Genomic DNA, 21650 nt, shown 5'->3' with positions numbered 1-21650 from the left:
TGCGGGCCACGGTCGTTGTGCGGCTCCCGGACGGGATCGGGGGAAGGCTGCTAGCGGTTGCCGCCTTCGAGGTAGTTCTTGAGTCCGGGGACGGTGAGCGTGCCGCCGAACTGGCCTGCCTGGGTCACCTTCACTTTGGTGAAGAAGGCGAAGGGGACGTTCAGCGGCGGCGGGGTCTCCGGGCTGAAGGTGATCGGGATGAGGCCGAAGAGGTTGCCCTTCAGCTCCTCCGTGTACATCGTCACCGTGCCATTGCGGATCGTCGACGTGGAGCCGGGCCGCGACTTCACATGGCCCGTGGTGCCCGCAGGGCCGACGGTCAGCTGGTGGAGGTCCTTGATGTCGATGGAGCTGGCGGTGAACTTCAGCACCTTCTTGATGCTGCCGTCCGCCTTCTTCACCTCGACGATGCCGTGGTAGTCCAGGCCTCTGAGGGTGAGCAGCGTCGATTCCAGGGTCCACGGGTCGCTCGGGAGCAGCGGGATGCCGGACTCCAGGTCGGCCGCGGCCAGTGCGCCGGGGTCGGGCTCCGGGCAGGGGAAGCGCGGCTTGGCGCCGTCCGGGATGTCCTCGTCCTTCTTGGGGTCGAGTCCCTTGACGTCCTCGTCGAGCTCCTCGACGTCCTCGCCCGCCTTCTCGGCCGCCTCGCGGATGGCGTCGGCCGTCTTGTCGGCCTCGGCCTTCACCTTGTCGGGCGCGTCCTCGGCCTCGGCCTTCGCCGGGGACTCCGGCTTGTCGGCCGTGGGGCTCGGGGACGGGCTCGCCGACGCCGCAGGCTTCTCCTCGGCCTTGTCCGTGTCCTTGTTCGGGCCGTCGAAGAGATCCCTGAGGGCGTCGCCGACGCCGAGCGGGTCGAGCGGGTTCCTCGACTTGGTGGGCGTCGGTGTCGCGGTGGGCTCCTCGGCGGCCTGCGCCGCCTTGTCCGCTGCCGCGTCGTCGCCCTTCGCGTCGGTCCCGGGCTCCTCAGGGGCCTCGGTGGCCGAACCGCCGGCCGGGGGCTTCGGGGTCGCGGACTCGTCCGTGCCGGGCTTCTCGTCCTTGTCCGGCTTCTCGTCCTCGTCCGCCCGGTCCGTGGCCGTGGCCGACGGGGACGGGGTGGCATCGGGCGACTCGGACGCGTTCGGGTCCTCGTCGGACCGGGTGACGCAGGGGCCCGGTGCGAACGGGATGTCGGTGCCGTCGTCGGCCAGGGCGAGCTTGGGGGTCAGCCCCATGCCCACGAAGACGGCGGTCGGCATCGCGGCGAGCGCCAGCGCCTTCTTGCCGCTGGGCAGGTTGAGCTTGGTCAGGAGCGACTTCCGGGGTGCCGCGTGACGAGGGCCCTTGCGCTCGCGGAGGTCGTCGCCGGGGTACGCGTTCATGTGCTGTCCGTCGTCACCCCGCACGATGGCTCCCTCCGTCGGCTTCGGCCGCCGTGTCGGACCCGGTGCCCTGCTGCTGGGGAAGAACGGCCGCCGCACCCTGGAGCGCGTCCTCGGAACGTTCCTGGGGACGCTCCTCGTACGGCTGCTCGTCGAGCGGGGCCTCGTCCGCGCTCTTCGGCTCGCCGGGGGCCCAGGAAATGGACAGGGCTCCGCCGATGAGGGCGAAGAGGAAGCCGATGACGAAGCCGCCGATGTTGGCGACGGGTATGGACACCAGCGCGAGCAGGATGGCCGCGACGCCCGCGAACACCCGGACGATGTGGTGGAACCACATCGTCAGCCCCAGGGTGACCAGCAGGACCCCGATGATCAGGGACCCGGCACCGGCCGTGGTGGACATGGCCAGCGTCATATTGCCGAGCTTCATGCTGGCGTAGGGAAAGTAGGCGATGGGTAGACCGCCCAGGATGGTGAACAGACCCGCCCAGAACGGCCGGTTACCCCGCCAGGTGCGGAAGCGTCGCTGAATGACGCGGATGTAGTGCTCGTTCTGCCCTGTGGACTCGGGGCTCATGGAAAACAGCTCCCTGGAACCGGTACTGCCGTGAGAAGAGAAGGGGTGGGTGACCGGAGAGCCCTCCAGGGGCGTTCCGGTCACCCGGGCGAGTGCTTAGAAGCACTCCTCGACGCCCTTGTGCAGCCTCAGGCTCAGGTTGCTGAGCTTGAAGGTGCCGGCCGTGGTCGCCCAGGCCGTCTGCTTCACGTCGGTGAGAACGGCCTCGTCGGCGCGCTGCGCGAAGCCCTCCTCCCTGGCCTGGGTGCCAGGCTGGATGCCTATGCTCCCCGGCTTGTTCTCCTTCTTCAGGGAGCCCGCCGCGACACCGATGTCGATGTTCTTGAACTCGGCGTCCGCGTCGAGCTGCGACACATCCAGGTAGAGGTTGGTCGCCACTACCGGCTTGTCCGGGTCCGTACCGGCCTTCAGCTTCAGGCTGACGCTGCCGAGCCCGAACGGAAGGTTCGGCGTCACCACCGACTGGCACATGTTGGTGATGGTGGCCTTGCTGAAGCCCGACACCGCGACCGGGTGCGCGGCGTTCTTGCCGTTCAGGTCCTTGCCGACAGCGACGCTGCCGTACTGGACGAAGTCCTCACCGACGAGCTTGTCGGTGCGGACCTTGAAGCTCTGGCCGGACACGCTGAACGACGCGGCCAGAGCGCCCTGCGCGAGGCCCACGCCCACCGCCGCCGTGGCGACGACACTCGGCACCATGACCAGAGCGAAACGCTTCCATCTCGTCCCACCGCGAACCTGGGAACTCATACTTGCTCCTTCTTCTCGGACGTACATCTCCGGCCGGGCGTCATGCCCGTCCTGGGATGGGAGAAGTGCTACGTCCTCGGGAAGGAGAGCGCCCGTATCGGAGACGTGTCCCGCATCCGATCCACCGGCGTTCACCCCCGAGCGACTAACCACTGGCCGCGCGTTCCGCGCAGCCGGTCGGACAGGCCCCGCCTGTCGGCGGGAACCCCCCTGTCCGCGGTCGGCGCCACTGTCGCCGACCCACTCGGCGGGGACCCAACAGGCCCTCAGGACCCGGCTGGAGACCGGGCTGGGGGTATTGGACCGAGCGTGGCCGATCGTGGTGCATTCACGGCCCCGGCACAAGAGGGATCGTTACTGGCTAGTAACGGCCCGATAACCTCGATACGACAGGGCGGCATCACGCGGCGACGCAGGGTGGCACGAAAGGGACATCCGAATAGCGGGAAACTTCCTGGAAACGGGACATAACCGCCGACCCGCTTTACTGCGAGTAACAGCGCGTCCCTTTGTCAAGATTTGGTAAAGCGAAGATGCTCCGCGGCGGCGATTGGCGCCGATACGGCAAAACGGCCGCGCTGCCTGTGGCGTAGCGCGGCCGTCTTGTCACATCGGGACAACAGGCGGATCTCGTCGGATCGACGAGGGTCAGAACAGGACGCGGGCCAGTGCCGTCCGCGCCGCGGTGACCCGCGGGTCCTCCGGGCCGATCACCTCGAACAGCTCCAGCAGCCGCAGCCGCGCGGTGTTCCGGTCGTCGCCCGCGGTGCGGCGGACGGCCTCGACCAGCCGGCCGAAGGCGTCCTCGACATGACCGCCGACCAGGTCGAGATCGGCGGCGGCGATCTGGGCGTTCACATCGTCCGGCTTGTCCGCGGCGTCCTTGCGGACCGCCTGCGGGTCCATGCTCTGGACCCGGCCGAGCAGTTCGGCCTGAGCCAGGCCGAGCTTGGCCTCCGGGTTGCCCGGGTCGTCGGCGAGCACGTTCTGGTACGCCTGAACGGCGCCGCCGAAGTCGTTGGCGTCGAGCGCGGAGGCGGCCGCCTCCAGCAGGGCGTCGTACGGGCCGGCCGGCGCCTCGGCCGGGGCGGCGTCCGCAGTGACGTCCGGGTCGACGGCGATCCCGGTGAGGCCGAAGCGCTCCTCGCCGACCTGGATCAGCTGGTCCAGCGTCTCGCGGATCTGGGCCTCGGGGGCCGCGCCCTGGAAGAGGGGGAGGGCCTGCCCGGCGACGACAGCGAAGACGGCCGGGATGCCCTGGATACCGAACTGCTGCATCAGCATCTGGTTGGCGTCGACATCGACCTTGGCCAGCAGGAAGCGGCCGTTGTACTCGGCGGCCAGGCGCTCCAGCAGGGGGCCCAGCTGCTTGCACGGCTCGCACCACTCGGCCCAGAAGTCGATGACGACAGGGACCTCGGCGGAGCGCTGGAGGACCTCGCGTTCGAAGCCCGCTTCATCGACGTCGATCACCAGGGCGGCGGGCGCGACGGCGCCGGTGCCCCCCGTGCGGGCGGCCTCCGCGCGGGCCTGCTCCGCCTTGACCTTGGCCTCGCCGGCCGCCTTGACAGCGGCGAGGTCGACGACGCCGCTCATGGACATGTTCCTAGGCTGCATACGTACATCCTCCCCCCTGAGCACACCGATCCGGAAAGCGATACGAGAACCGGGCCGGTCCGCAGCCCCTGCCGGTGTGCGGGGGCGGGCGGAACGAGACGGTCCCGGGCCCCTGAAAGGCCCTGGTGGAACTGGCCGGGCCCCGAAAGACCCGGTGGACCCGCCGGATCCCCATCCGGCCGGTCCGTGTGGCTCCGGGTCCCCACCCGGCGCCCGGGCCCTCCGTGAGGGCCCTGGTGGCTGTCGCTCGTACGTGGCGTCCGGGGCGGGTCCGACCGCCTTCCTTACGCTACGACCCGTAGCGTAACTGCCGATCGGCCCGGCGGCACAGGTGATCCTGGTGATCTGTCTCACGGAGTCCGAGCCGGAACGGTTCTCCCTACCGGCCGGTATCGTCGCCGCATCATGAACGACAGCGACCCCAAAGCCACCCGAACGGGACGTCCGCGGAGCACCGCGGCCGATGCCGCGATCCTTGAGGCGACGCGGGCGTCCCTGGTCGATCTCGGCTGGTCGAAGCTGACCATGGGCGATGTGGCGACCCGGGCGGGCGTCGCCAAGACGACGCTCTACCGGCGCTGGGCAGGTAAGAACGAGCTGGTCGTGGACGCGGTCGCGGTGCTCTTCGACGAGCTGGAGCTTCCCGACCGGGGCAGCCTGGCGGCCGATGTGCAGGGCGTGGTGCTCCAGTTCGCCGCGCTGCTGGAGCGGCCGGAGACCCGGACCGCGCTGATGGCGGTGGTCGCCGAGTCCACCCGGGACGACTCGCTGCGCCGCCGGATCCGCTCGGCGATCGTGGACCGGCAGAAGCGGCTGGTGCTGCTCGGCCGGGAACGCGCCCAGGCCCGCGGCGAGCTGCGCTACGAGGACGACGCCTCGACGGCAGCCCGCAACGCGGACCTGATCTTCGATGTGATCGCCGGCGCGGTGGTGCACCGCACGCTGGTGAGCGCGGAGCCGGTGGACGCCGAGTGGGCGAGCGGCTTCACCTCGCTGCTGCTGCTGGGGCTGTCCGGCGCCCAGGCGGAGTAGCTCCGCCGTCAGACCTGATAGCGGTCGGGCGCGAAGAGGTGGAGGTGCTCCGCGACCCAGGCCGACGTCCGCTCCAGCCCTTCCTCCAGGGTGACCTCGGGCTCCCAGCCCGCCCACGTCCGGGCCCGGGTGTTGTCGGAGAGCAGCCGGTGCACCTCGCTGCCGGAGGGCCGAAGCCGCGCCGGGTCCACGACGATCTCGGCGTCCCGGCCGGAGGCGGTGACGAGGGCCTTCGCCAGGTCCCCGACCGAGATCTCCCGGCCGGTGCCGAGGTTGACGCTCTCCCCCAGTGCCCGGTCGCAGTCGGCCAGTGCCAGGAAACCGGCCGCGGTGTCGGTGACGTAGGTGAAGTCACGGGTGGGGGTCAGCGAGCCGAGCCGGATCTCCCGGGCCCCGGAGTGCAGTTGGGCCAGGATCGTGGGGATGACCGCGCGGGCGGACTGGCGGGGCCCGTACGTGTTGAACGGCCGCACGACCGTCACCGGCAGCTCGAAGGCGTGCCAGTGGGAGAGCGCCATCATGTCCGCGCCGATCTTGGAGGCGGAGTACGGCGACTGCGGCTGGAGCGGGTGGTCCTCGCTGATCGGGGCGGTGAGCGCGGTCCCGTAGACCTCGCTGGTGGAGGTGTGCAGGAGACGGCGTACGGAGTGGCGGCGGCAGGCCTCGGCGATGTTCTCGGTGCCGACGACGTTGGTGCGGACGTACGCGCCCGGGGAGTCGTAGCTGTAGGGGATGCCGATGAGCGCGGCGAGGTGGAACACCGTGTCGCAGCCCTCGACCGCGTCCATCACGCGTCCCGCGTCGCCGACGTCCCCGGCGATCATCTCGACCGGGCCGTTCGGGTCGTCGAGGTAGCGGGCGAGGTGACCCTTCTCCGCGTACGGCTTGTAGTGGACGAACGCCTTGACGCGCGCCCCGCGTTCGACGAGCAGGTCCACGAGGGTGGAGCCGATGAAGCCCTCGGCCCCGGTGACGAGGGCCGTGCGGCCGTTCCAGTCGATGATGTCCTTCATGAGGTGAACTCCCTTGCGTCGGAGGGTCGTACGGAGGTGGCGGCGAGGCGGCGGACCGTCTCGGCGAGCAGGTCGGCGGCGTGGGCGTGGTTGCCCGGGTCTGCCGCCCGCCCCATGACCGCGAGCCGGGCCGGATCGGCGAGCAGCGGGTCGATCAGTCCGGCCAGCCGGTCGGCGGTGGTCTCGGCGTCGGGGACGAGGTGGGCGGCGCCCGCGTCGGAGAGGACCCGGGCATTGTGGGTCTGGTGGTCACCGGGGGCGTGCGGGTACGGCACGAGGACGGCGGGCACCCCGGTCGTGGCCAGCTCCGCGATCGTGGCCGAGCCCGCCCGGCAGACCACCAGGTCGGCCACCGCGTAGGCGAGGTCCATCCGGTCGAGGTAGGGCACCGCCTGGGCTACGGGCCCCGCGACCGCGTCGGCGAGTTCCGGACCGGACGCCCCCGGCGCGACCGGTCCCACACCGGTCCCCGCCCCCGCCTCGGCCAGCTGCCGCCGGGTCTCCGCGAGCGCGGCCGGGCCCGTCTTGATCAGGAGGTGGACGTCTCCGCGGCCCCGCCAGCGGGCGGCGAGGCCCACGGCGGCGGCGGTGAGGCGGGCCGCGCCGAGGCTGCCGCCGTTGAAGAGGACGACCCGCGCCCCCTCGGGTATCCCGAAGGCGCGCCGGGCCTCCTCCCGCAGGGCGGGCCGGTCCAGCGCGGCCAGCGACGCGGCGATCGGCATGCCGACGGTCTGCGCCCGCTCGCCGCCCGACAGATGGGCCCGGCTGCCGTCGAAGGCGACGGTGAGGTGTTCGGTGAGCCGGGCGGCGAACTGGTTGGCCCGGCCCGGGACGGCGTTGGACTCGTGGATCACGCTGGGCAGTCCGGCCATCCTGGCCCCGACGATCGCCGGGGCGCTCGGATAGCCGCCCATGCCGACGACGACCTGGGCCTTCTGCGTACGCAGGATCGAGCGGGCCTGGGCGCCGGAGCGCAGCAGCGCGGCCGGGAGGAGGAAGCGCCTGGCGCCGAGGGCGGGGTCGAAGGGGATCATGTCGACGGTGTGCAGCCGGTATCCGGCGGCCGGGATCAGGGTCGTCTCCAGCCCGCGTTCGGTGCCGATGAAGGAGATGACCGCGTCCGGTTCGGCGCGGCGCAGGGCCTCGGCGAGGGCGAGACCGGGGTAGATGTGACCGCCGGTGCCGCCCGCACCGATCACGACGGAGAGTGGTGTGCGCATGGCCGCCACTCTCGGGATGCGGCCTAAGAAGGTTCTAAGAGTCCGGTTTGGCAGTCTTCGGGGTATGAACGGCATGAGCGGCACGCGGAGTACGAGCAGGATTCTGGTGGCCGAGGACGAGCCGGAAGTGCGGGCCGCCGTCGAGGACGGGCTGCGGATCGAGGGGTACGAGGTCCGGGGCGTCGGCGACGGTCTGGCGGCGCTGTCGGCGGTGGCGGCCTGGCAGCCGGACGCGCTGGTCCTGGACGTGATGATGCCGGTGCTCGACGGACTCGCGGTCTGCCGGAGGCTGCGGGCGATGGAGGACCGGACGCCGGTGCTGGTCCTGACGGCGCTGTCGTCGGTGGCCGAGCGGGTGGACGGGCTGGAGGCGGGGGCCGACGACTATCTGGTGAAGCCGTTCGCGCTGGACGAACTGGTGGCGCGGGTAAGGGCGTTGCTGCGGCGGGCCGCGCCGCCCGCCCCGGACGGGGATCTGTCCTTCGCGGATCTGACGCTGGACCCGGTGGCCCGGACCGGGCGTCGCGGCGGCCGCCCGGTGGAGTTCTCGCGCACCGAAGCCGCCCTGCTGGAGCTGCTGCTCCGGCACCCGGGCCAGGTGCTGCCGCGCGAGGTGATCCTGGAGCGGGTCTGGGGCCAGGACTTCGGCCCGGACTCCAACTCGCTCGCGGTGTACGTGGGTTATCTGCGCCGCAAGCTGGAGGCGGGCGGCGAACCGCGCCTCGTCCACACCGTGCACGGGCTCGGCTACCGGCTGGACGTGGCGTGAGCGGGGTGCGGCGGCTGGGCGCCCGCTGGCGGCGCAGGCGGCCGCTGCGTACGCGCCTGGCGCTCGCGGCCTCGGCGGCGGTGGCGCTGGTCGCCGTAGGGGTGTGCGCGGCGGCGTTCTTCGTGATCCGCTACGAGCTCCTGCATCAGCTGGACCTGTCGCTCACCCAGTCCGCGACCCGGGTGATCCAGGAGAACCGGGGCCAGGGCCCGCAGATCGTGGCGGGCGAGTGCCGCTTCCTCTCCGCCCCGGCCTGCGCGCAGGTGGTCCCGGCCGACCCGGCATCGGACCCGGAGGCCGCCTATCTGCTGCCCGTCTCCACCCCCGTACGGGAGGTGGCGGCGGGGACGCGGGCCCCGTACTTCAGCAATGCCACCCGCTTCGGGCAGCCGCTGCGGATGCTGACGACCCCGTTCGGGGACGGGCGGGCGCTTCAGGTGGCGCTGCGCGCGGACCCGGTGGAGCGGGGTGTGCGGCAGGCGGCCGTGCTGCTCGCGGCGGTCGGCGGGGCGGGCGTCCTGCTGGCTGGGCTGCTCGGGTACGCGGTCTCGCGCACCGGTCTGGCCCCGGTGGCCCGACTGACCTCGACCGCCGAGCGGATCGCGGCGACCCGGGACCCGCGCCACCGCATCGAGCTGCCGCCGGGCCCGCCCGGGCGGCAGGACGAGGTGACGCGCCTGGCCGCCAGCTTCAACACCATGCTCGGGGAGCTGGAGCAGTCGGTGAGCTCCCAGCGCCGGCTGGTCGCGGACGCCTCGCACGAGCTGCGGACCCCGCTGACCGCGCTGCGCACCAACGCGGAGCTGCTGGCCCGCGCGGACCGGCTGACGCCCGCGCAGCGGGAGCGGGCGTCGGGGGCGCTGGGGCGGCAGATCCGGGAGGTGACCGGGCTGGTGAACGACCTGATCGAGCTGGCCCGGGACGAGGAGCCGCTGCCGCTGCTGGAGGAGGTACGGATCGCGGAGCTGGCGGAGCACGCGGTGGCCACGGCCCGTACGCACTGGCCGCGCGTCCGGTTCTCGCTGGACATCGGGCCGGGGGCGGCGGAGGCGACGCGGCCCGGGGTCCCGGCGCGGCTGGCCCGGCTGCTGACGAACCTGCTGGACAACGCGGCCAAGTTCAGCCCGCCGGACGCGCCGGTGGAGGTGGGGCTCGCCTCGTACGGGGGCGGCCTTGAGCTGACCGTCCGGGACCACGGCCCGGGGATCGCGGCCGAGGACCTCCCGTACGTCTTCGACCGCTTCTACCGGGCCGAGGCGGCGCGCGCCCTGCCCGGCTCCGGGCTGGGGCTGGCGATGGCCCGGCAGATCGCCCGCGCGCACGGGGCGGAGCTGACGGTACGGGCGGCGCCGGGCGGCGGTGCGCTGTTCGTGCTGACGTTCCGGGGGGGAGGGCCCATGACCGGCAAGGGCTGAGGCCCTCCCCACCGCTCTCAGAAGCCCGGCGGCTCCGTGTACGTGCCCCACTCCTCGCGCAGCACCCCGCAGATCTCGCCGAGCGTGGCCTCGGCCCGTACCGCGTCCAGCATCGGCGCGATCATGTTCGAGCCGTCGCGGGCGGCGGCCAGCATCGCGTCCAGGGCGGCGGTGACCTTCGCGTCGTCGCGGGCGGCCTTGCGGTCGGCGAGCTGGCTGACCTGGTCGCGCTCGACCTCGTGGCTGACCCGGAGGATCTCCAGGTCGCCGGTGACCGAGCCGTGGTGGACGTTGACGCCGACGACCCGCTTGTCGCCCTTCTCCAGGGCCTGCTGGTAGCGGAAGGCGGACTCCGCGATCTCGCCGGTGAACCAGCCGTCCTCGATGCCGCGCAGGATGCCGGAGGTCATCGGCCCGATGGGGTGCTGCCCGTCGGGATGGGCCCGGGTGCCGCGTTCCTTGATCTGGTCGAAGATCTTCTCGGCCTCGGCCTCGATCCGGTCGGTGAGCTGCTCCACGTACCAGGAGCCGCCCAGCGGGTCGGCCACATTGGCGACGCCGGTCTCCTCCATGAGCACCTGCTGGGTGCGCAGGGCGATCTCGGCGGCCTGCTCGGAGGGCAGGGCGAGCGTCTCGTCGAGGGCGTTGGTGTGGAGCGAGTTCGTGCCGCCGAGGACGGCGGAGAGAGCCTCCACCGCTGTGCGGACGACGTTGTTGTACGGCTGCTGCGCGGTGAGGGAGACCCCGGCGGTCTGGGTGTGGAAGCGCAGCCACTGCGCCTTGTCGGTCCTGGCGCCGTACGTCTCCTTCATCCAGCGGGCCCAGATGCGGCGGGCGGCGCGGAACTTGGCGATCTCCTCGAAGAAGTCGAGGTGCGCGTCGAAGAAGAAGGAGAGCCCGGGGGCGAAGGTGTCGACGTCCAGGCCCCGGGAGAGGCCCAGCTCCACGTAGCCGAAGCCGTCGGCCAGGGTGTACGCCAGCTCCTGCGCGGCCGTCGCCCCGGCTTCGCGGATGTGGTAGCCGGAGACGGAGAGCGGCTTGTAGGCGGGGATGTCGCGGGCGCAGTGCTCCATCAGGTCGCCGATGAGGCGCAGATGGGGCTCGGGCTGGAAGAGCCACTCCTTCTGCGCGATGTACTCCTTGAAGATGTCCGTCTGGAGCGTGCCGTTGAGCACCCCGGGGTCGATGCCCTGGCGCTCGGCCGCGACCAGGTACATGCAGAAGACGGGGACGGCGGGGCCGCTGATCGTCATGGAGGTGGTCACGTCACCGAGGGGGATGTCACCGAACAGGATCTCCATGTCGGCGGCGGAGTCGATGGCGACCCCGCAGTGGCCGACCTCGCCGAGCGAGCGCGGATCGTCGGAGTCGCGGCCCATGAGCGTCGGCATGTCGAAGGCGACGCTGAGCCCGCCGCCGCCCGCGGCCAGGATCATCTTGTAGCGCTCGTTGGTCTGCTCGGCGTTGCCGAACCCCGCGAACTGGCGGATGGTCCAGGTGCGGCCCCGGTAGCCGGTGGCGTGCAGGCCCCGGGTGAAGGGGTACTCCCCCGGCCAGCCGATCCGCTCGAATCCCTCGTACGAGTCGCCGGGGCGGGGCCCGTACGCGGGCTCCACCGGGTCCCCCGAGAGCGTGGTGAAGTCCGCGTCACGCTTGCGGGCCTTGTCGTAGCGGGCCTGCCAGCGGAGGCGGCCTTCCTCGATCGCGTCAGCGTCCATGTTTCGAATTTACTAGGACGTCCTAGTAAATGTCGATGGCAAACCGCCCGGCGCTTTCGCGCGGGGCGGTCGGGGTCGAGCCGCAGAGCGGTTCGGTCAGGCTTTCGCGGCCGCCGGGGCGGGCTTGGTGACCAGCTCCTGGGCCTCACGGCTGATCTTCGGCTCGACGAAGAAGGAGGCGAAGGGGATGCAGCCCGCCGCCAGCACCCACAGGAGCTTGCCGAACGGCCACTTCGCCTTGGAGCCGAGATCGAAGGCGAAGACGACGTAGACGATGAACAGCACGCCGTGGACCTGGGAGATCAGCACGGTGTCGCCGATCCCGAACCCGCGCTTCGCGATGATCGCCGCAGTGAACACGAGCAGCCAGATGGCGGTGGCGTAGGCCATCACCCGGTAGCGGGTGAGCACGTTCTGTTTCATGCCGACGAGCGTAGCCGGGCGGCCGGGGCGATCTTCGCGCGGCCCCCGCCTCGCCGGGGGCCGCGCTCACTTCTCCTCGAAGTCCTGGGCCGCCACCCGCAGCGGCCGCAGCATGGCGAAGATCTCGGCGCACTCCTCGGAGTCGTACACGCCGAGCCCGAAGTCGATGGCGACCAGGTCCCGGGTGGCCGCCTCGACGACTTCGCGGCCCTTGTCGGTGATGGAGGCGAGCGTGCCGCGGCCGTCGTTGGGGTTCGGGCGCTTGCCGACCAGACCGGACTTCACCAGCCGGTCCACGGTGTTGGTCACCGACGTGGGGTGCACCATCAGCCGCTCCCCGATCTTCGACATCGGCAGCTCGCCCGCCTTGGAGAAGGTGAGCAGCACCAGCGCCTCGTACCGGGCGAAGGTCAGCCCGTACGGCTTGACGACGGCGTCGACCTCGGCGAGCAGGATCTGCTGGGCCCGCATAATCGAGGTGATCGCCCCCATCGAGGGCACGGGTCCCCAGCGCTGCCGCCAGAGTTCCTCGGCGCGGGCGATGGGATCGAAGGGAAGGCTGAGCGGCTTCGGCACGGCACCGACCTTACCGACTGGTCATATGGCGGTCAGCCCCGTCTCGCCCATCGGTATCGGACATACGTGCGGGAGCTGTCCTGCGGACCTCGGCCACGAGGAGGAGCGTGCAGACGGTACCGACGGCTCCGGATGCCGCGACCACCTGGTGCACGGGGAAGAACTCCGCCGCGAGCCCCGCCAGCGCCATCCCGAGGCCCTGGACGGTCATCAGCCCGGCGGTGAGCAGCGTCATGGCCCGGCCGCGCAGCTCCTGCGGGACGGCGTCCACGAACCACTGGTCGAGTCCGATGACGTAGGCCGCGCCCATTCCGGCCAGCGCCAGGGCGGCGAGCGCGAGCGGCAGCCCGGGGCGGACCGCGTACACGAGGAGCGGCAGCAGACCGAGGGCGGCGACCGGCAGCACAATCCGGGAGCGGGTACGGGGGCCGAGCGCGGACCCGACGAACAGCTCGGCCCCGATGTGCCCGAGGGCCATCGCGCAGAGCAGCAGCCCCAGGGCGGCGGGCGAGGCCCCGATCGCGTCGGCGTACGGGGCGGCGAGCGCCTCCGGGGCCACCACGAACATCGCGGGCAGCCAGAACAGCAGCAGCAGCGCCCGGACGCGGCGGTCGCCCAGCACCAGGCGGGCCCCGGCCAGCGACTCCCTGAGCAGGGTGCCACCGCCGTCGCCGGTCCGGGCGGGGCGGTCGCGGGTGCCGAAGCGGAGCAGGGCGGCCGAGCAGAGGAAGGTGACCACGGTGACGGTGATCGCCCCGCGCGGGGAGAGCACGGTGAGCAGCACGCCGCCCGCGCCGAAGCCGATGAGCATCGCGCTCTGCGAGACGATCCGCAGGAGGGAACGGCCGAGTACGTAGAGGTCGCCCTCGCCCAGGATGTCGGTGAGGGCGGCCATCCGGGTCCCGGTGAAGACGGGCGCGACGGCGGCGACCAGGCAGCGCAGGGCGAGGAGTCCGGCGACCGGGGTGGCGGGCACCAGCATCACGGCGACGCAGGCCGCGCAGACCAGATCGCAGACGACCAGGACCCGGCGGGCCGGGTAGCGGTCGGCGACCCCGGCGAACAGGGTCCCGCCGATCACGTACGGGAGCAGGCCCAGTGCGAACGTCAGGGCGCTGAGCAGCGGGGAGCCGGTGAGCTCGTAGACGAGCACGGTGAGGGCGAGTTCGCTGACGACGACACCGAGGAGGGAGAGCAGGTGGGCGGCGAAGACGGCGCGGAACTCCGGGACGGCGAACACGGCCCGGTAGCCGGCGGGCGGGGTGGAGTCTGCGGGCGGGGCGGAGGAGGACACCTGGGACATGGGGAGAGCCTGGGGCCGGGCGGCCCGCCGCCGTAGACTTTCGGCCGGGGACGAATCTTCGCGGCCGGTCACGGGAGGGGAAGCGTGCCGTTCCAGCTGCACTTCGGCGAGCGTGATCTGCTGCGCTGCCGGTTCGCGCTCTCCCCGCTCTGGGAGACGCAGGAGGCCGTGCGCACCCTGGCCCGCCCGCAACGGCACGGCTACCACCTGCCCTGGCTCCGGGAGATCCGCGCGGCCGCCTCGGACCTGGACCTCGGACCGCTGTGGCTGATCATGCCGGAGGGCGGCCACAACCCGGACTTCCTCTGCCCACCCCCGCTGGGCCCGCTGGCCACCTTCGAGGAGGAGATCGCGGGCGTGCGGGCGGTCGATCCCGAGGTGGCGCGGGCCGATCTGGCGCCGGCTCTCGCGGAGCGGCCCGGCCTTCAGGAGTCGGCGGCCGGTCGGCGGATGCTGGAGGACCCCGCCGGGGCCGTACAGCAGCTGGCCGATCTGCTGGAGCGGGCCTGGCAGGTGCTGATCGCCCCGCACTGGCCGCGGCTGCGGGCGCTGCTGGAGGCCGACATCGCCTACCACTCCCGGCGGCTCGCGGAGAGCGGCTTCGAACGGCTGCTGGGCGAGGTGAGCCCGCAGCTGGGGTGGCGCGGCTCCACGCTGACCGTGACCGGGACGCGGGGCGACCACGAACGGGTGCTCGGCGGGCAGGGGCTGGTGCTGATGCCGAGCGTGTTCGTCTGGCCGGACGTGGTGGGCGGCTTCGAGGAGCCGTGGCAGCCCGCGGTGGTCTACCCGGCGCGCGGGATCGGCGGGCTGTGGAGCGAGTCCGGCGAGCGGACCCCGCAGACCCTGGCCCGGCTGCTGGGCCGGGCCCGGGCGGACGTGCTGTGCGCGTTGGACGAACCGGCGGGCACGAGCGCTCTGGCCCACCGGCTCGGCCTCGCCCCCTCCTCCGTGTCGGCGCATCTGTCGGTGCTGCGCGGGGCGGGGCTGCTGACCTCGCGGCGCTACGGGCACCAGGTGCTGTACGAGCGCACACCGCTGGGGATCACACTGGCGGCCTCCACCTGAGCGGCGCCCTGTTGCGGATGGTGTCGCACCGCCACTCTCGGTGACCGTTATGTCACGATTACTCACGTTTCCCTGCCGTGAGCCACCGCCGTCCGAGGGGTCTGGATGTCCGGCCGCAGAGTCGTCCCCCGTGCCTTCCCCCGCGCCCTCCCGCGCACGCTTCTCCGTACTTTCCCCGTCGTGACCGCCCTCGCCCTGGCGACCGCCCTCGCCGCGGGCTGTGCCACACCGGAGCCGCGCGTCACCCGCACCGCCGAGGAGGCGGACGAGCTCGTCCGGGGCGAGCCCGCACCGAGCGCCGCGTCCCCGTACTGGGTCGACCCGAACAGCGACGCCGCCCGCCAGGTCCGCACCTGGGAGAAAGAGGGGCGCGTGGCCGACGCGAAGGTCCTGCGGCGGATCTCCGGGCGGCCGGTGGCCGACTGGCCCGCGTGGGACGACCCGGCCCCGCAGATCCGGGCCGCCGCGAAAGCGGCCTCCCGCACCAGGAAGACGATCCTGCTCGTCGCGTACAACATCCCGCACCGGGACTGCGGGCTCTACTCCGCGGGCGGCGCGCAGGACGCGGACGCCTACCGGGCCTGGATCGGGGAGTTCGCCGCCGCCGTAGGGGACGCCCCGGCGACCGTGATCCTGGAGCCGGACGCCCTCCCCCACATCGCGGACGGCTGCACCCCGCCCGAGCACCACGCCGAGCGCTACCAGCTGCTCTCCGAGGCGGTGGACACGCTCAAGGCGCAGCCGAACACCAAGGTCTACCTGGACGCGGGCAACCCCGACTGGATCGAGGAACCGTCCAAGATCGCCGTGCCGCTCCAGCAGGCGGGGATCGAGCGCGCCGACGGCTTCTCGCTGAACGTCTCCAACTTCCAGTCCAACGGGCGCGTCAAGAAGTACGCCCGGCTGCTCTCCGACTCCGTCGGCGGCGCGCACTACGTGATCGACACCAGCCGCAACGGCCACGGCCCCCTGCCCGGGGGCCGCGCCGAGGCCTGGTGCAACCCGCCCGGCCGGGGGCTCGGCACTCCGCCGACCACCGACACCGGCGACGACCGGCTCGACGCCTACCTGTGGATCAAGCGGCCGGGCGAGTCCGACGGCACCTGCCGGGGCGGCCCGCCGGCCGGCGACTGGTGGCCGGAGTACGCGCTCGGTCTGGCCAGGCGCGCCGCCTCCTGAGACACGGGGCGGACGCCTCCGCGCTCAGACCGACCGGCAGTAGGGGGCGGTCGGCGACCGCATGCGTCACTCCCCCGCGTAGGTCGTGGCGTGTTCCGGGCCGTCGGCGAGGAAGGCGGCGACCGCGCGGGCGTGGTCCGAGGAACGCGCGACCCGTCCCGCCACCGCGGGCAGGAGGCCGTCCGCGGCCTCGACACCGCCGTCGAGGTAGGCGCGGACGACCTGCTTCGTCGCGCTGTGGGCCACGGTGGGGCCGTTGGCCAGCCGCAGGGCGTACGCGTGCGCGTCAGCGTGGAAGGTGGCCGGCTTGAACAGCGCGTTCACCACGCCCCAGTCCGCCAGGGTGGCGCCGCGGTACAGGTCGCCGGTCATGACGAGTTCCCGGGCCCGACCGGGACCGGCGCGTTCGGCCAGGCGCTGGGTGCCGCCCATGGACGGGGTGAAGCCGACCTTGCGCTCGACGAGGCCGAACCGCGCGGAGGCGGTGGCCACGATCAGGTCGCACGCGAGGGCGAGTTCGAAGGCGGCTGTCAGGGTCAGGGAGTGCGCTGCGAACACCGTGGGACACGGCAGCTTCTCCAGGGCCTGGGTGATGCGCAGTTGACCGTGCCAGAACTCCTCGGCGGTGTCCGGGTCCAGGTCCGCGAAGACCTGGACGTCGACGCCCGCGCTGACGATGCGTCCGCCGGCCCGCACGAGCAGGGCGCGCGGCGGATGCTCCGTCAGCCATCGCATCGCCTGCGCCCAGCCCCGCCACATCGCCGCGTCGAAGGTGTTCGCCGGCGGGCTGTCCATGGTGAGCACGGCGAGCGGGCCGTCGTACGTCAGGCGCAGCGGGAAGAACGCGTCCTGCGGGACGGCGGGCAGCCCCGGAGAGGTGTCCGCCGTCCCGGGGGTGGGAGCGGCGCTCACTCGGCGCTCCGGAAGATGGCGATGGCGTTGTTGCCGCCGAAACCGAAGGCGTTGCTCTGGACGTGCCGGAGCTGGGGCAGGGCGCGCGGTGTTCCGGTGACGAGGTTGATGTCGAGTTCCACCTCGGAGGCCTCGACCGGGGTGGGCGGGACCAGACGGTGCCGCAGGGTGAGGCAGGCGGCGACCGAGCCGGCGGCGCCCGCCCCGCCCATCAGGTGTCCGATCGTCCCCTTGATGGCGGTGACGGCGGCCTTCGGGTAGTGCTCGGCGAAGATCCCGCCCTCGATGGCGTCGTTGGCGCGGCTGCCGGTCCCGTGCGCGAAGATCACGTCGATGTCCTCGGGCCCGAGCCCCGCCTCGTCCAGTGCCCGGCGGTGGCAGGCGGCCACGCCGTCGCGGTCGGGCGCGGTGGGGTGACCGGCGTCGTTGCTGACCGCCGTGGCGAGTACCTCGGCGTACGGCCTGGTGCCGGGGCGCAGCGCCCGTTCGGTCTGCAGGACGAGTACGCCGGCACCCTCGGAGGGCGTGACGAAGCGACGGTTCCCGGCGAAGGGCCGGCAGGGCGCCGGTCCGATGGCCTGGAGGGTGCTGAACCCGATGATGTTCTTCTCGGAGTACGGGTCGCAGCCGCCGACGATCGCGGTGTCGGCCGCGCCGGAGCGCAGGAGTTCCAGGGCGCACGACAGGGCTACGTTGGCGGAGGCGCAGGTGCTCTGGGCGGTGAACACCTGGCCGCGGGAGCCCACGGCGCGGGCGACTCCCTCAGAGATGGAGTAGCTGGAGAAGCCGCCGGTCTCCTTCACGTCGCGGCGCCCCGCGACAAGGTCTTCCAGCGCGTCGGCCTGGCCGTCGCTGCTGCCGACGCAGACCACGGCGTCGCGTAGTGCGGCGTCCCCGGGGTGCAGGCCGGCGTCCTGGAGGGCCTCCAACGCGGCGTACTCGGCGAAGACCGAGGCGGCGCGCGGGGTGGCCCGCGTCTCGGCCCCCGCCCGGGCGAGGGCCTCCTCGTACGCGGACCGGGGGACCCGGCCGCCCAGGATGCCGGTCTTCATGCCCGGGTACAGGGGCGGCAGTTCCTCGAAGCGCTGCCGTCCCGCGCAAAGGTCGTCCCAGAACGGGGCCACACCCGCACCGGCGGGCGAGATCATGCCGAGTCCGGTCACGAAGACTCGGGTCGGCTCCGGCGTCGAACTGCTAGCCATGCCCACGGGTGGTGCCCTTCTGCCGGGTGACGGTGACGGTGGCCCGGCGCCCGAGGGGGCTCAGGCACGTGAGTACGGCGCTCTCGGCGGGCCGCAGCGCGTAGGCCGCTCGAAGGAAGTCGGCCGTGACGAAAGCTCCGTTGCGCCCGTACGACGTCGCCGCCGCAGTCGCCTCCGTCGCCGCGCCGCCCACCCCGGTCACTCGGATGTGCGCACCGGCCGGTGTCCCGACCTCATCGGACGCGGGCGCGGAGAAGTCGAACTCGGCCTTGAAGTCCCGGCCCTTGGCCAGGGTCGCGTGGGCCACTCCCGAGTCGCAGGCGAGGCCGGGGGTGTCGTGCTCGGCGTCCTGGAGTCCCTCGGGCGAGTAGACGTCACCGACGAGGAGTCTGCTGATGCCGGAGCGGTCGCGGTCCAGCGCCGAAAGCGCCTGCCACATGGCGGTGACGGGGGTGAGCAGTCCCCCGTTGAGCGTCATGTTGCGGCCGGTCGCCCCGATGGTGAGGTTGACGAAGGCCGCAGCCGAGCTGGACGTCGCGTTGGGGAAGTACTGCGCGGAGAGCAGTCGTCCCTTGGCGGCGGCGTCGCGCTGGAGCCGGGCGAGGGCCGCGGTGTTCCCGTACTCCGTGCCGATCACGACCGTCTCGTCGGTGCGGCCTTCGGGGAGTTCCCCGCAGGTGCGCACCAAGTAGAGGCACAGCCGGGTGAACCAGTCGCGGAACTGGTCGCCGGTGGAGCCGATGACGTCGTACAGGTCCTCCGGCAGTCCGTCGGGCTCGCCCGTCTCCGTCACGCCGTCCGGCGCGCACAGCGCCACCTGGTTCAGGTTGAACTCGAACACACGATCCTCCGTGGGACTGGGTGAGAGCCGAGGTCCTGGGGCGTCAGCCGGCGACCAGGCTGTCGACCTGCCGCTGGAGGTCGGCGACGGTGACGATCTGGCCGGCGAACTCGTCGCCGATCTCGATGTCGAGTTCGGCCTCGACGAGGACGACGACGTCGATGAGCTTCAGGGAGTCGATCTCCAGGTCGGCCTTCAGGTCCTGCTCGGCCTTGACCTCGAAGGAGTCCGGCAGTTCGGCCACCTGCTTGAGGATCGCCGCGATCTTGTTATCGATTGCTTCCGACATTCCACTTCCCCCGGATCAGTGAGTACGTTTTATCGGTGCAAAAAGTCGCGCACCGGACAGTCGAGCAGAATTCGCAATTCTGTCCGGCCCGCCCCGCACGAGGTCGGACGCTAATTCCCGCAGCAAGCACATGTCAATACGGAAGTGGAAAGTGGTCCCGTTGAATACGCGGGAGGCTGCGGATTCGCGCGGCGGAACCCCCCAGGCCCTCACGCCGCGCCGTCACCGTAGGCGCTCAAGCTGTCGACTCAGGTGTACGACTTGCGGTATCTGAAGTCCGCTGTACGACACTTGCCCTGGCCAGCGGGCCGTTCGAGTCTACCCGACCACACCCGCCGACGATCTCACAGTGTGATCATCCACACATTGGCGGACGCTCGGACGTGACCTAGGGTCACCCGAGGAATACGACGGCTCACTGGGGGAAACGGGTATGTCAATTACGCCTTCCGAACTCTCGAAAAACGGGTATGACCGTTGGGATCTCGCAGATCACTTCGGCATCACCGCGGAGGATGAGAATTACAAGGCACTACGTTCCGCTTACGGTGATCTTCCGCTCGACCCCTACGCTCCGGGGTCCGGACGGCACCGCCGCTACGCCCGCGGAGTTTTCCTTCCCTGGTCGAAGGAATTCTTCTGGATGCCCGCGACGGAAAGCCAGGCCCGCGAGGGCATGAACGGCTACTACCAGGGTGACAACAACCCCGAGTACGTGGGCGTGGTGCGGAACCTGCCGGCCATCGGCGACGAGGTCCTCGACAACCCGCTCGTCCTGGACATGATCCAGTTCGACTTCGAGCAGACCCGCTGGAGCGAGGACGACTCCGTCTGGCCGCTCTACGTGGGCGTGCACCTCATCAAGCTGCACATCGACGACGACGAGAAGGAGGCCGTCTCCTCGCCCAACGAGCTGCACCAGGACGGCGAGCCCTACGTCTTCTGCCACATGATCTACCGCGACAACGCCGAGGGCGGACACAACGTCATCGCCACGCCGCCCCACCGCGGCAAGCAGCCGCAGGACGTCCCGTCGCACGACATCCTCTCCGAGTTCCAGCTGCAGAAGCCGCTGGACTCGTACGCCATCACGGACGACCTGGTCAGCCACTACGTGGCGCCCATCCGCAAGGGCAGCGAACCGCGTCCGGGCGAGCGGGCCATCCTCCTCGCCGACTGGGTGCCCATGCGGCACCGCATCTGAGGGGCAGCACTGTGAACAGCGTGGGCTATCACCACGCCCGTACGGTCGGCGCGGAAGCCGCCAACGAGCTCCGCAAGGCCCTCACGTTCTACTACGGCAGCGCCGAGGTGACGTTCCCGGGCGCCGGCATCGACGTCACGGTCCCCGCCGGAGCGGGTTTGAGCGAGCAGGAACTGGGCGAAACGGTCCGGCACTTCCTGCGCGGCCACCGCGAGGTCGCGGTCAACGTCTACGCGGAGCACACCCCGACGACGGAGCGTTCCTGTGGACTGCCGACCGACGACCGGATACCGGTGGCCGCCGGCACCTACCTGCACGGGCCCGAGTGGCGCGCGGCCATGGAGCACACCCGGACCCTCGTCCGGGAGGGCGTCGCCGCCAGGTTCGACGCCCCGCAGCTGACGGGATCGGCGCAGATCCCCCGTGATGTCCTGGTGCGCGCGGGCTACTACCAGAAGTTCCCGAACCTGGTGAACTCCGTGGGCCGGATCCGCCCGGACTACTGGGACGGGGTGTCCGTCTCGCAGCTCCGACCGGGGCAGACCGAGGCCCTGGCCTCGTACTACGTCCCGTCGGAGATGGTGCTCAACCCGGTCACGTGTTACCACGTGTACGCCAACGCCCGCACGCTGATCGACCGTCACGGCGGTGAGGACGGCGGCCTGTTCGGCATCGAGGGGCCAGTCTTCCGCAACGAGTCGCACAACCACGGGGCCACCCGCCTCGCCGAGTTCACGATGTTCGAGCTGGTGCGGCTGGGTGGCACGGAGCAGGTCCAGGAGACGTACGAGCGGCTCCTCAAGTCGTTCACCGACTTCTTCGCCTCGCTCGACGTCCCGCACCGGATAGTCAGCGCCTCGGACGCCTTCTTCGGCAACGACCCCTCGATCACCCGGGACGCCCAGCTGCTCAACGGCAGCAAGTGCGAGGTGCGCATCCCGCTGGCCGACGGCGAGCTGTCGGTGGCCAGCGTGAACCTGCACGGCGAGGTCTTCGCCGACTCGTTCGGTCTGCGTGACCTCGGCGTGGACGCCACCTGCTGCGCGGGCATCGGTCTGGACCGGCTCGCCTACGCCCTGAAGTCCTACGGTCTGCTCCCGGCGGCCACGAGCTGAGCCCCGCGGGGTCTGCCCCTCCCCGGGGGAGGGACCCCCGGTCCGCCACACCACTGAGGAATGAGT

21 protein-coding genes are annotated in these 21650 nt (G+C 71.7%); 7 read left to right on the top strand and 14 right to left on the bottom strand.

All coding sequences use genetic code 11. The features are described from left to right. Positions 1 to 50 precede the first annotated feature (50 nt). From RI138_RS24190 to RI138_RS24175, 4 genes are all read right to left on the bottom strand, one after another. Positions 51 to 1385 (bottom strand): hypothetical protein, encoded by a 1335-nt coding sequence (locus RI138_RS24190; RefSeq protein ID WP_311121594.1) that lies wholly within the window; start codon positions 1383 to 1385, stop codon positions 51 to 53. Further along, positions 1375 to 1938, bottom strand: a complete 564-nt coding sequence (locus RI138_RS24185; protein ID WP_311121593.1) for a DUF6114 domain-containing protein — start codon at positions 1936 to 1938, stop codon at positions 1375 to 1377. Before RI138_RS24185 ends, RI138_RS24190 begins: the two co-directional genes overlap by 11 nt. Before the next feature lie 96 nt (positions 1939 to 2034). Continuing rightward, positions 2035 to 2688 carry a DUF6230 family protein gene (locus RI138_RS24180; protein WP_311121592.1) on the bottom strand — a complete coding sequence of 218 codons (654 nt, stop codon included), beginning with the start codon at positions 2686 to 2688 and terminating at the stop codon, positions 2035 to 2037. A 648-nt stretch (positions 2689 to 3336) separates the two neighbouring features. Continuing rightward, on the bottom strand, positions 3337 to 4305 hold the full coding sequence (locus RI138_RS24175; RefSeq protein WP_311121591.1) for a tetratricopeptide repeat protein: 969 nt from the start codon (positions 4303 to 4305) through the stop codon (positions 3337 to 3339). Positions 4306 to 4710: 405 nt separating this feature from the next. On the opposite strand from RI138_RS24175, the gene RI138_RS24170 reads away from it, so the two are divergent. Beyond that, on the top strand, positions 4711 to 5337 hold the full coding sequence (locus RI138_RS24170) for a TetR/AcrR family transcriptional regulator (RefSeq protein ID WP_096628430.1): 627 nt from the start codon (positions 4711 to 4713) through the stop codon (positions 5335 to 5337). An 8-nt stretch (positions 5338 to 5345) separates the two neighbouring features. Here the strand turns inward: RI138_RS24170 and RI138_RS24165 are convergent, their stop codons facing one another. Together RI138_RS24165 and RI138_RS24160 are read right to left on the bottom strand one after the other, a co-directional pair. Further along, positions 5346 to 6350, bottom strand: a complete 1005-nt coding sequence (locus tag RI138_RS24165) for a GDP-mannose 4,6-dehydratase (protein WP_311121590.1) — start codon at positions 6348 to 6350, stop codon at positions 5346 to 5348. Continuing rightward, positions 6347 to 7570 carry a UDP-N-acetylglucosamine--N-acetylmuramyl-(pentapeptide) pyrophosphoryl-undecaprenol N-acetylglucosamine transferase gene (locus tag RI138_RS24160; RefSeq protein ID WP_311121589.1) on the bottom strand — a complete coding sequence of 408 codons (1224 nt, stop codon included), beginning with the start codon at positions 7568 to 7570 and terminating at the stop codon, positions 6347 to 6349. The genes RI138_RS24165 and RI138_RS24160 overlap by 4 nt, the downstream gene beginning before the upstream one ends. 64 nt (positions 7571 to 7634) lie before the next feature. Between RI138_RS24160 and RI138_RS24155 the strand changes: the two genes are divergently transcribed. Further along, positions 7635 to 8339 carry a response regulator transcription factor gene (locus tag RI138_RS24155; protein WP_311121588.1) on the top strand — a complete coding sequence of 235 codons (705 nt, stop codon included), beginning with the start codon at positions 7635 to 7637 and terminating at the stop codon, positions 8337 to 8339. Then, positions 8336 to 9754, top strand: a complete 1419-nt coding sequence (locus RI138_RS24150; protein ID WP_311121587.1) for a sensor histidine kinase — start codon at positions 8336 to 8338, stop codon at positions 9752 to 9754. Before RI138_RS24155 ends, RI138_RS24150 begins: the two co-directional genes overlap by 4 nt. 17 nt (positions 9755 to 9771) lie before the next feature. Here RI138_RS24150 and RI138_RS24145 read toward each other — a convergent pair whose 3' ends face one another. The 4 genes from RI138_RS24145 to RI138_RS24130 all read right to left on the bottom strand — a co-directional run bounded on the left by RI138_RS24145 (position 9772) and on the right by RI138_RS24130 (position 13774). After that, a complete protein-coding gene (locus tag RI138_RS24145; protein WP_311121586.1) occupies positions 9772 to 11472 on the bottom strand; it encodes an acyl-CoA mutase large subunit family protein in 1701 nt (566 codons plus the stop codon). Positions 11473 to 11568: 96 nt separating this feature from the next. Further along, positions 11569 to 11895, bottom strand: coding sequence for a DUF3817 domain-containing protein (locus tag RI138_RS24140; RefSeq protein WP_096628423.1), 327 nt, complete (start codon positions 11893 to 11895; stop codon positions 11569 to 11571). Between the two features lie 66 nt (positions 11896 to 11961). Then, entirely contained in the window at positions 11962 to 12471 is a 510-nt protein-coding gene (locus RI138_RS24135; protein ID WP_096628421.1) for a MarR family winged helix-turn-helix transcriptional regulator, read from the bottom strand. Positions 12472 to 12481: 10 nt separating this feature from the next. Beyond that, positions 12482 to 13774 carry an MFS transporter gene (locus RI138_RS24130; protein ID WP_311121585.1) on the bottom strand — a complete coding sequence of 431 codons (1293 nt, stop codon included), beginning with the start codon at positions 13772 to 13774 and terminating at the stop codon, positions 12482 to 12484. Between the two features lie 84 nt (positions 13775 to 13858). Between RI138_RS24130 and RI138_RS24125 the strand changes: the two genes are divergently transcribed. Both RI138_RS24125 and RI138_RS24120 read left to right on the top strand, forming a co-directional pair. Next, complete coding sequence (locus RI138_RS24125; protein WP_311121584.1) at positions 13859 to 14842, top strand: ArsR/SmtB family transcription factor; 984 nt, start codon at positions 13859 to 13861, stop codon at positions 14840 to 14842. Positions 14843 to 14947: 105 nt separating this feature from the next. Then, positions 14948 to 16021, top strand: a complete 1074-nt coding sequence (locus RI138_RS24120; protein ID WP_311121583.1) for a glycoside hydrolase family 6 protein — start codon at positions 14948 to 14950, stop codon at positions 16019 to 16021. Between the two features lie 66 nt (positions 16022 to 16087). Here the strand turns inward: RI138_RS24120 and RI138_RS24115 are convergent, their stop codons facing one another. Genes RI138_RS24115 through RI138_RS24100 form a run of 4 tightly spaced genes read right to left on the bottom strand, consistent with a single transcriptional unit; the run spans position 16088 to position 19265 of the window. Continuing rightward, a complete protein-coding gene (locus tag RI138_RS24115; RefSeq protein ID WP_311121582.1) occupies positions 16088 to 16933 on the bottom strand; it encodes an enoyl-CoA hydratase/isomerase family protein in 846 nt (281 codons plus the stop codon). Beyond that, a complete protein-coding gene (locus tag RI138_RS24110) occupies positions 16930 to 18135 on the bottom strand; it encodes a beta-ketoacyl-[acyl-carrier-protein] synthase family protein (protein ID WP_311121581.1) in 1206 nt (401 codons plus the stop codon). Before RI138_RS24110 ends, RI138_RS24115 begins: the two co-directional genes overlap by 4 nt. Then, on the bottom strand, positions 18128 to 18976 hold the full coding sequence (locus tag RI138_RS24105; RefSeq protein ID WP_311121580.1) for a hypothetical protein: 849 nt from the start codon (positions 18974 to 18976) through the stop codon (positions 18128 to 18130). The genes RI138_RS24110 and RI138_RS24105 overlap by 8 nt, the downstream gene beginning before the upstream one ends. Before the next feature lie 43 nt (positions 18977 to 19019). Beyond that, positions 19020 to 19265: an acyl carrier protein gene (locus tag RI138_RS24100; protein ID WP_096628412.1), complete on the bottom strand. Its 246-nt coding sequence runs from the start codon at positions 19263 to 19265 to the stop codon at positions 19020 to 19022. A 433-nt stretch (positions 19266 to 19698) separates the two neighbouring features. On the opposite strand from RI138_RS24100, the gene RI138_RS24095 reads away from it, so the two are divergent. Together RI138_RS24095 and RI138_RS24090 are read left to right on the top strand one after the other, a co-directional pair. Next, entirely contained in the window at positions 19699 to 20469 is a 771-nt protein-coding gene (locus tag RI138_RS24095; protein WP_096628410.1) for a 2OG-Fe dioxygenase family protein, read from the top strand. A 20-nt stretch (positions 20470 to 20489) separates the two neighbouring features. Further along, entirely contained in the window at positions 20490 to 21584 is a 1095-nt protein-coding gene (locus RI138_RS24090; RefSeq protein ID WP_311121579.1) for a class-II aminoacyl-tRNA synthetase family protein, read from the top strand. The last annotated feature ends 66 nt before the right edge of the window (positions 21585 to 21650 follow it).

The organism is Streptomyces durocortorensis, assembly GCF_031760065.1.
Lineage (GTDB): Bacteria > Actinomycetota > Actinomycetes > Streptomycetales > Streptomycetaceae > Streptomyces.
Note: the sequence above shows the minus strand (reverse complement) of the source record. Positions and strands in the feature narration are given on the sequence as shown.

What these genes read in the sequence shown, in the direction of transcription:
- RI138_RS24185 (WP_311121593.1), bottom strand. Translation starts at nt 1,938, where the DNA reads ATGAGCCCCGAGTCCACAGGGCAGAACGAGCACTACATCCGCGTCATT.
- RI138_RS24180 (WP_311121592.1), bottom strand. Translation starts at nt 2,688, where the DNA reads ATGAGTTCCCAGGTTCGCGGTGGGACGAGATGGAAGCGTTTCGCTCTG.
- RI138_RS24175 (WP_311121591.1), bottom strand. Translation starts at nt 4,305, where the DNA reads ATGCAGCCTAGGAACATGTCCATGAGCGGCGTCGTCGACCTCGCCGCT.
- RI138_RS24170 (WP_096628430.1), top strand. Translation starts at nt 4,711, where the DNA reads ATGAACGACAGCGACCCCAAAGCCACCCGAACGGGACGTCCGCGGAGC.
- RI138_RS24165 (WP_311121590.1), bottom strand. Translation starts at nt 6,350, where the DNA reads ATGAAGGACATCATCGACTGGAACGGCCGCACGGCCCTCGTCACCGGG.
- RI138_RS24160 (WP_311121589.1), bottom strand. Translation starts at nt 7,570, where the DNA reads ATGCGCACACCACTCTCCGTCGTGATCGGTGCGGGCGGCACCGGCGGT.
- RI138_RS24155 (WP_311121588.1), top strand. Translation starts at nt 7,635, where the DNA reads ATGAACGGCATGAGCGGCACGCGGAGTACGAGCAGGATTCTGGTGGCC.
- RI138_RS24145 (WP_311121586.1), bottom strand. Translation starts at nt 11,472, where the DNA reads ATGGACGCTGACGCGATCGAGGAAGGCCGCCTCCGCTGGCAGGCCCGC.
- RI138_RS24140 (WP_096628423.1), bottom strand. Translation starts at nt 11,895, where the DNA reads ATGAAACAGAACGTGCTCACCCGCTACCGGGTGATGGCCTACGCCACC.
- RI138_RS24130 (WP_311121585.1), bottom strand. Translation starts at nt 13,774, where the DNA reads ATGTCCCAGGTGTCCTCCTCCGCCCCGCCCGCAGACTCCACCCCGCCC.
- RI138_RS24120 (WP_311121583.1), top strand. Translation starts at nt 14,948, where the DNA reads ATGTCCGGCCGCAGAGTCGTCCCCCGTGCCTTCCCCCGCGCCCTCCCG.
- RI138_RS24110 (WP_311121581.1), bottom strand. Translation starts at nt 18,135, where the DNA reads ATGGCTAGCAGTTCGACGCCGGAGCCGACCCGAGTCTTCGTGACCGGA.
- RI138_RS24100 (WP_096628412.1), bottom strand. Translation starts at nt 19,265, where the DNA reads ATGTCGGAAGCAATCGATAACAAGATCGCGGCGATCCTCAAGCAGGTG.
- RI138_RS24095 (WP_096628410.1), top strand. Translation starts at nt 19,699, where the DNA reads ATGTCAATTACGCCTTCCGAACTCTCGAAAAACGGGTATGACCGTTGG.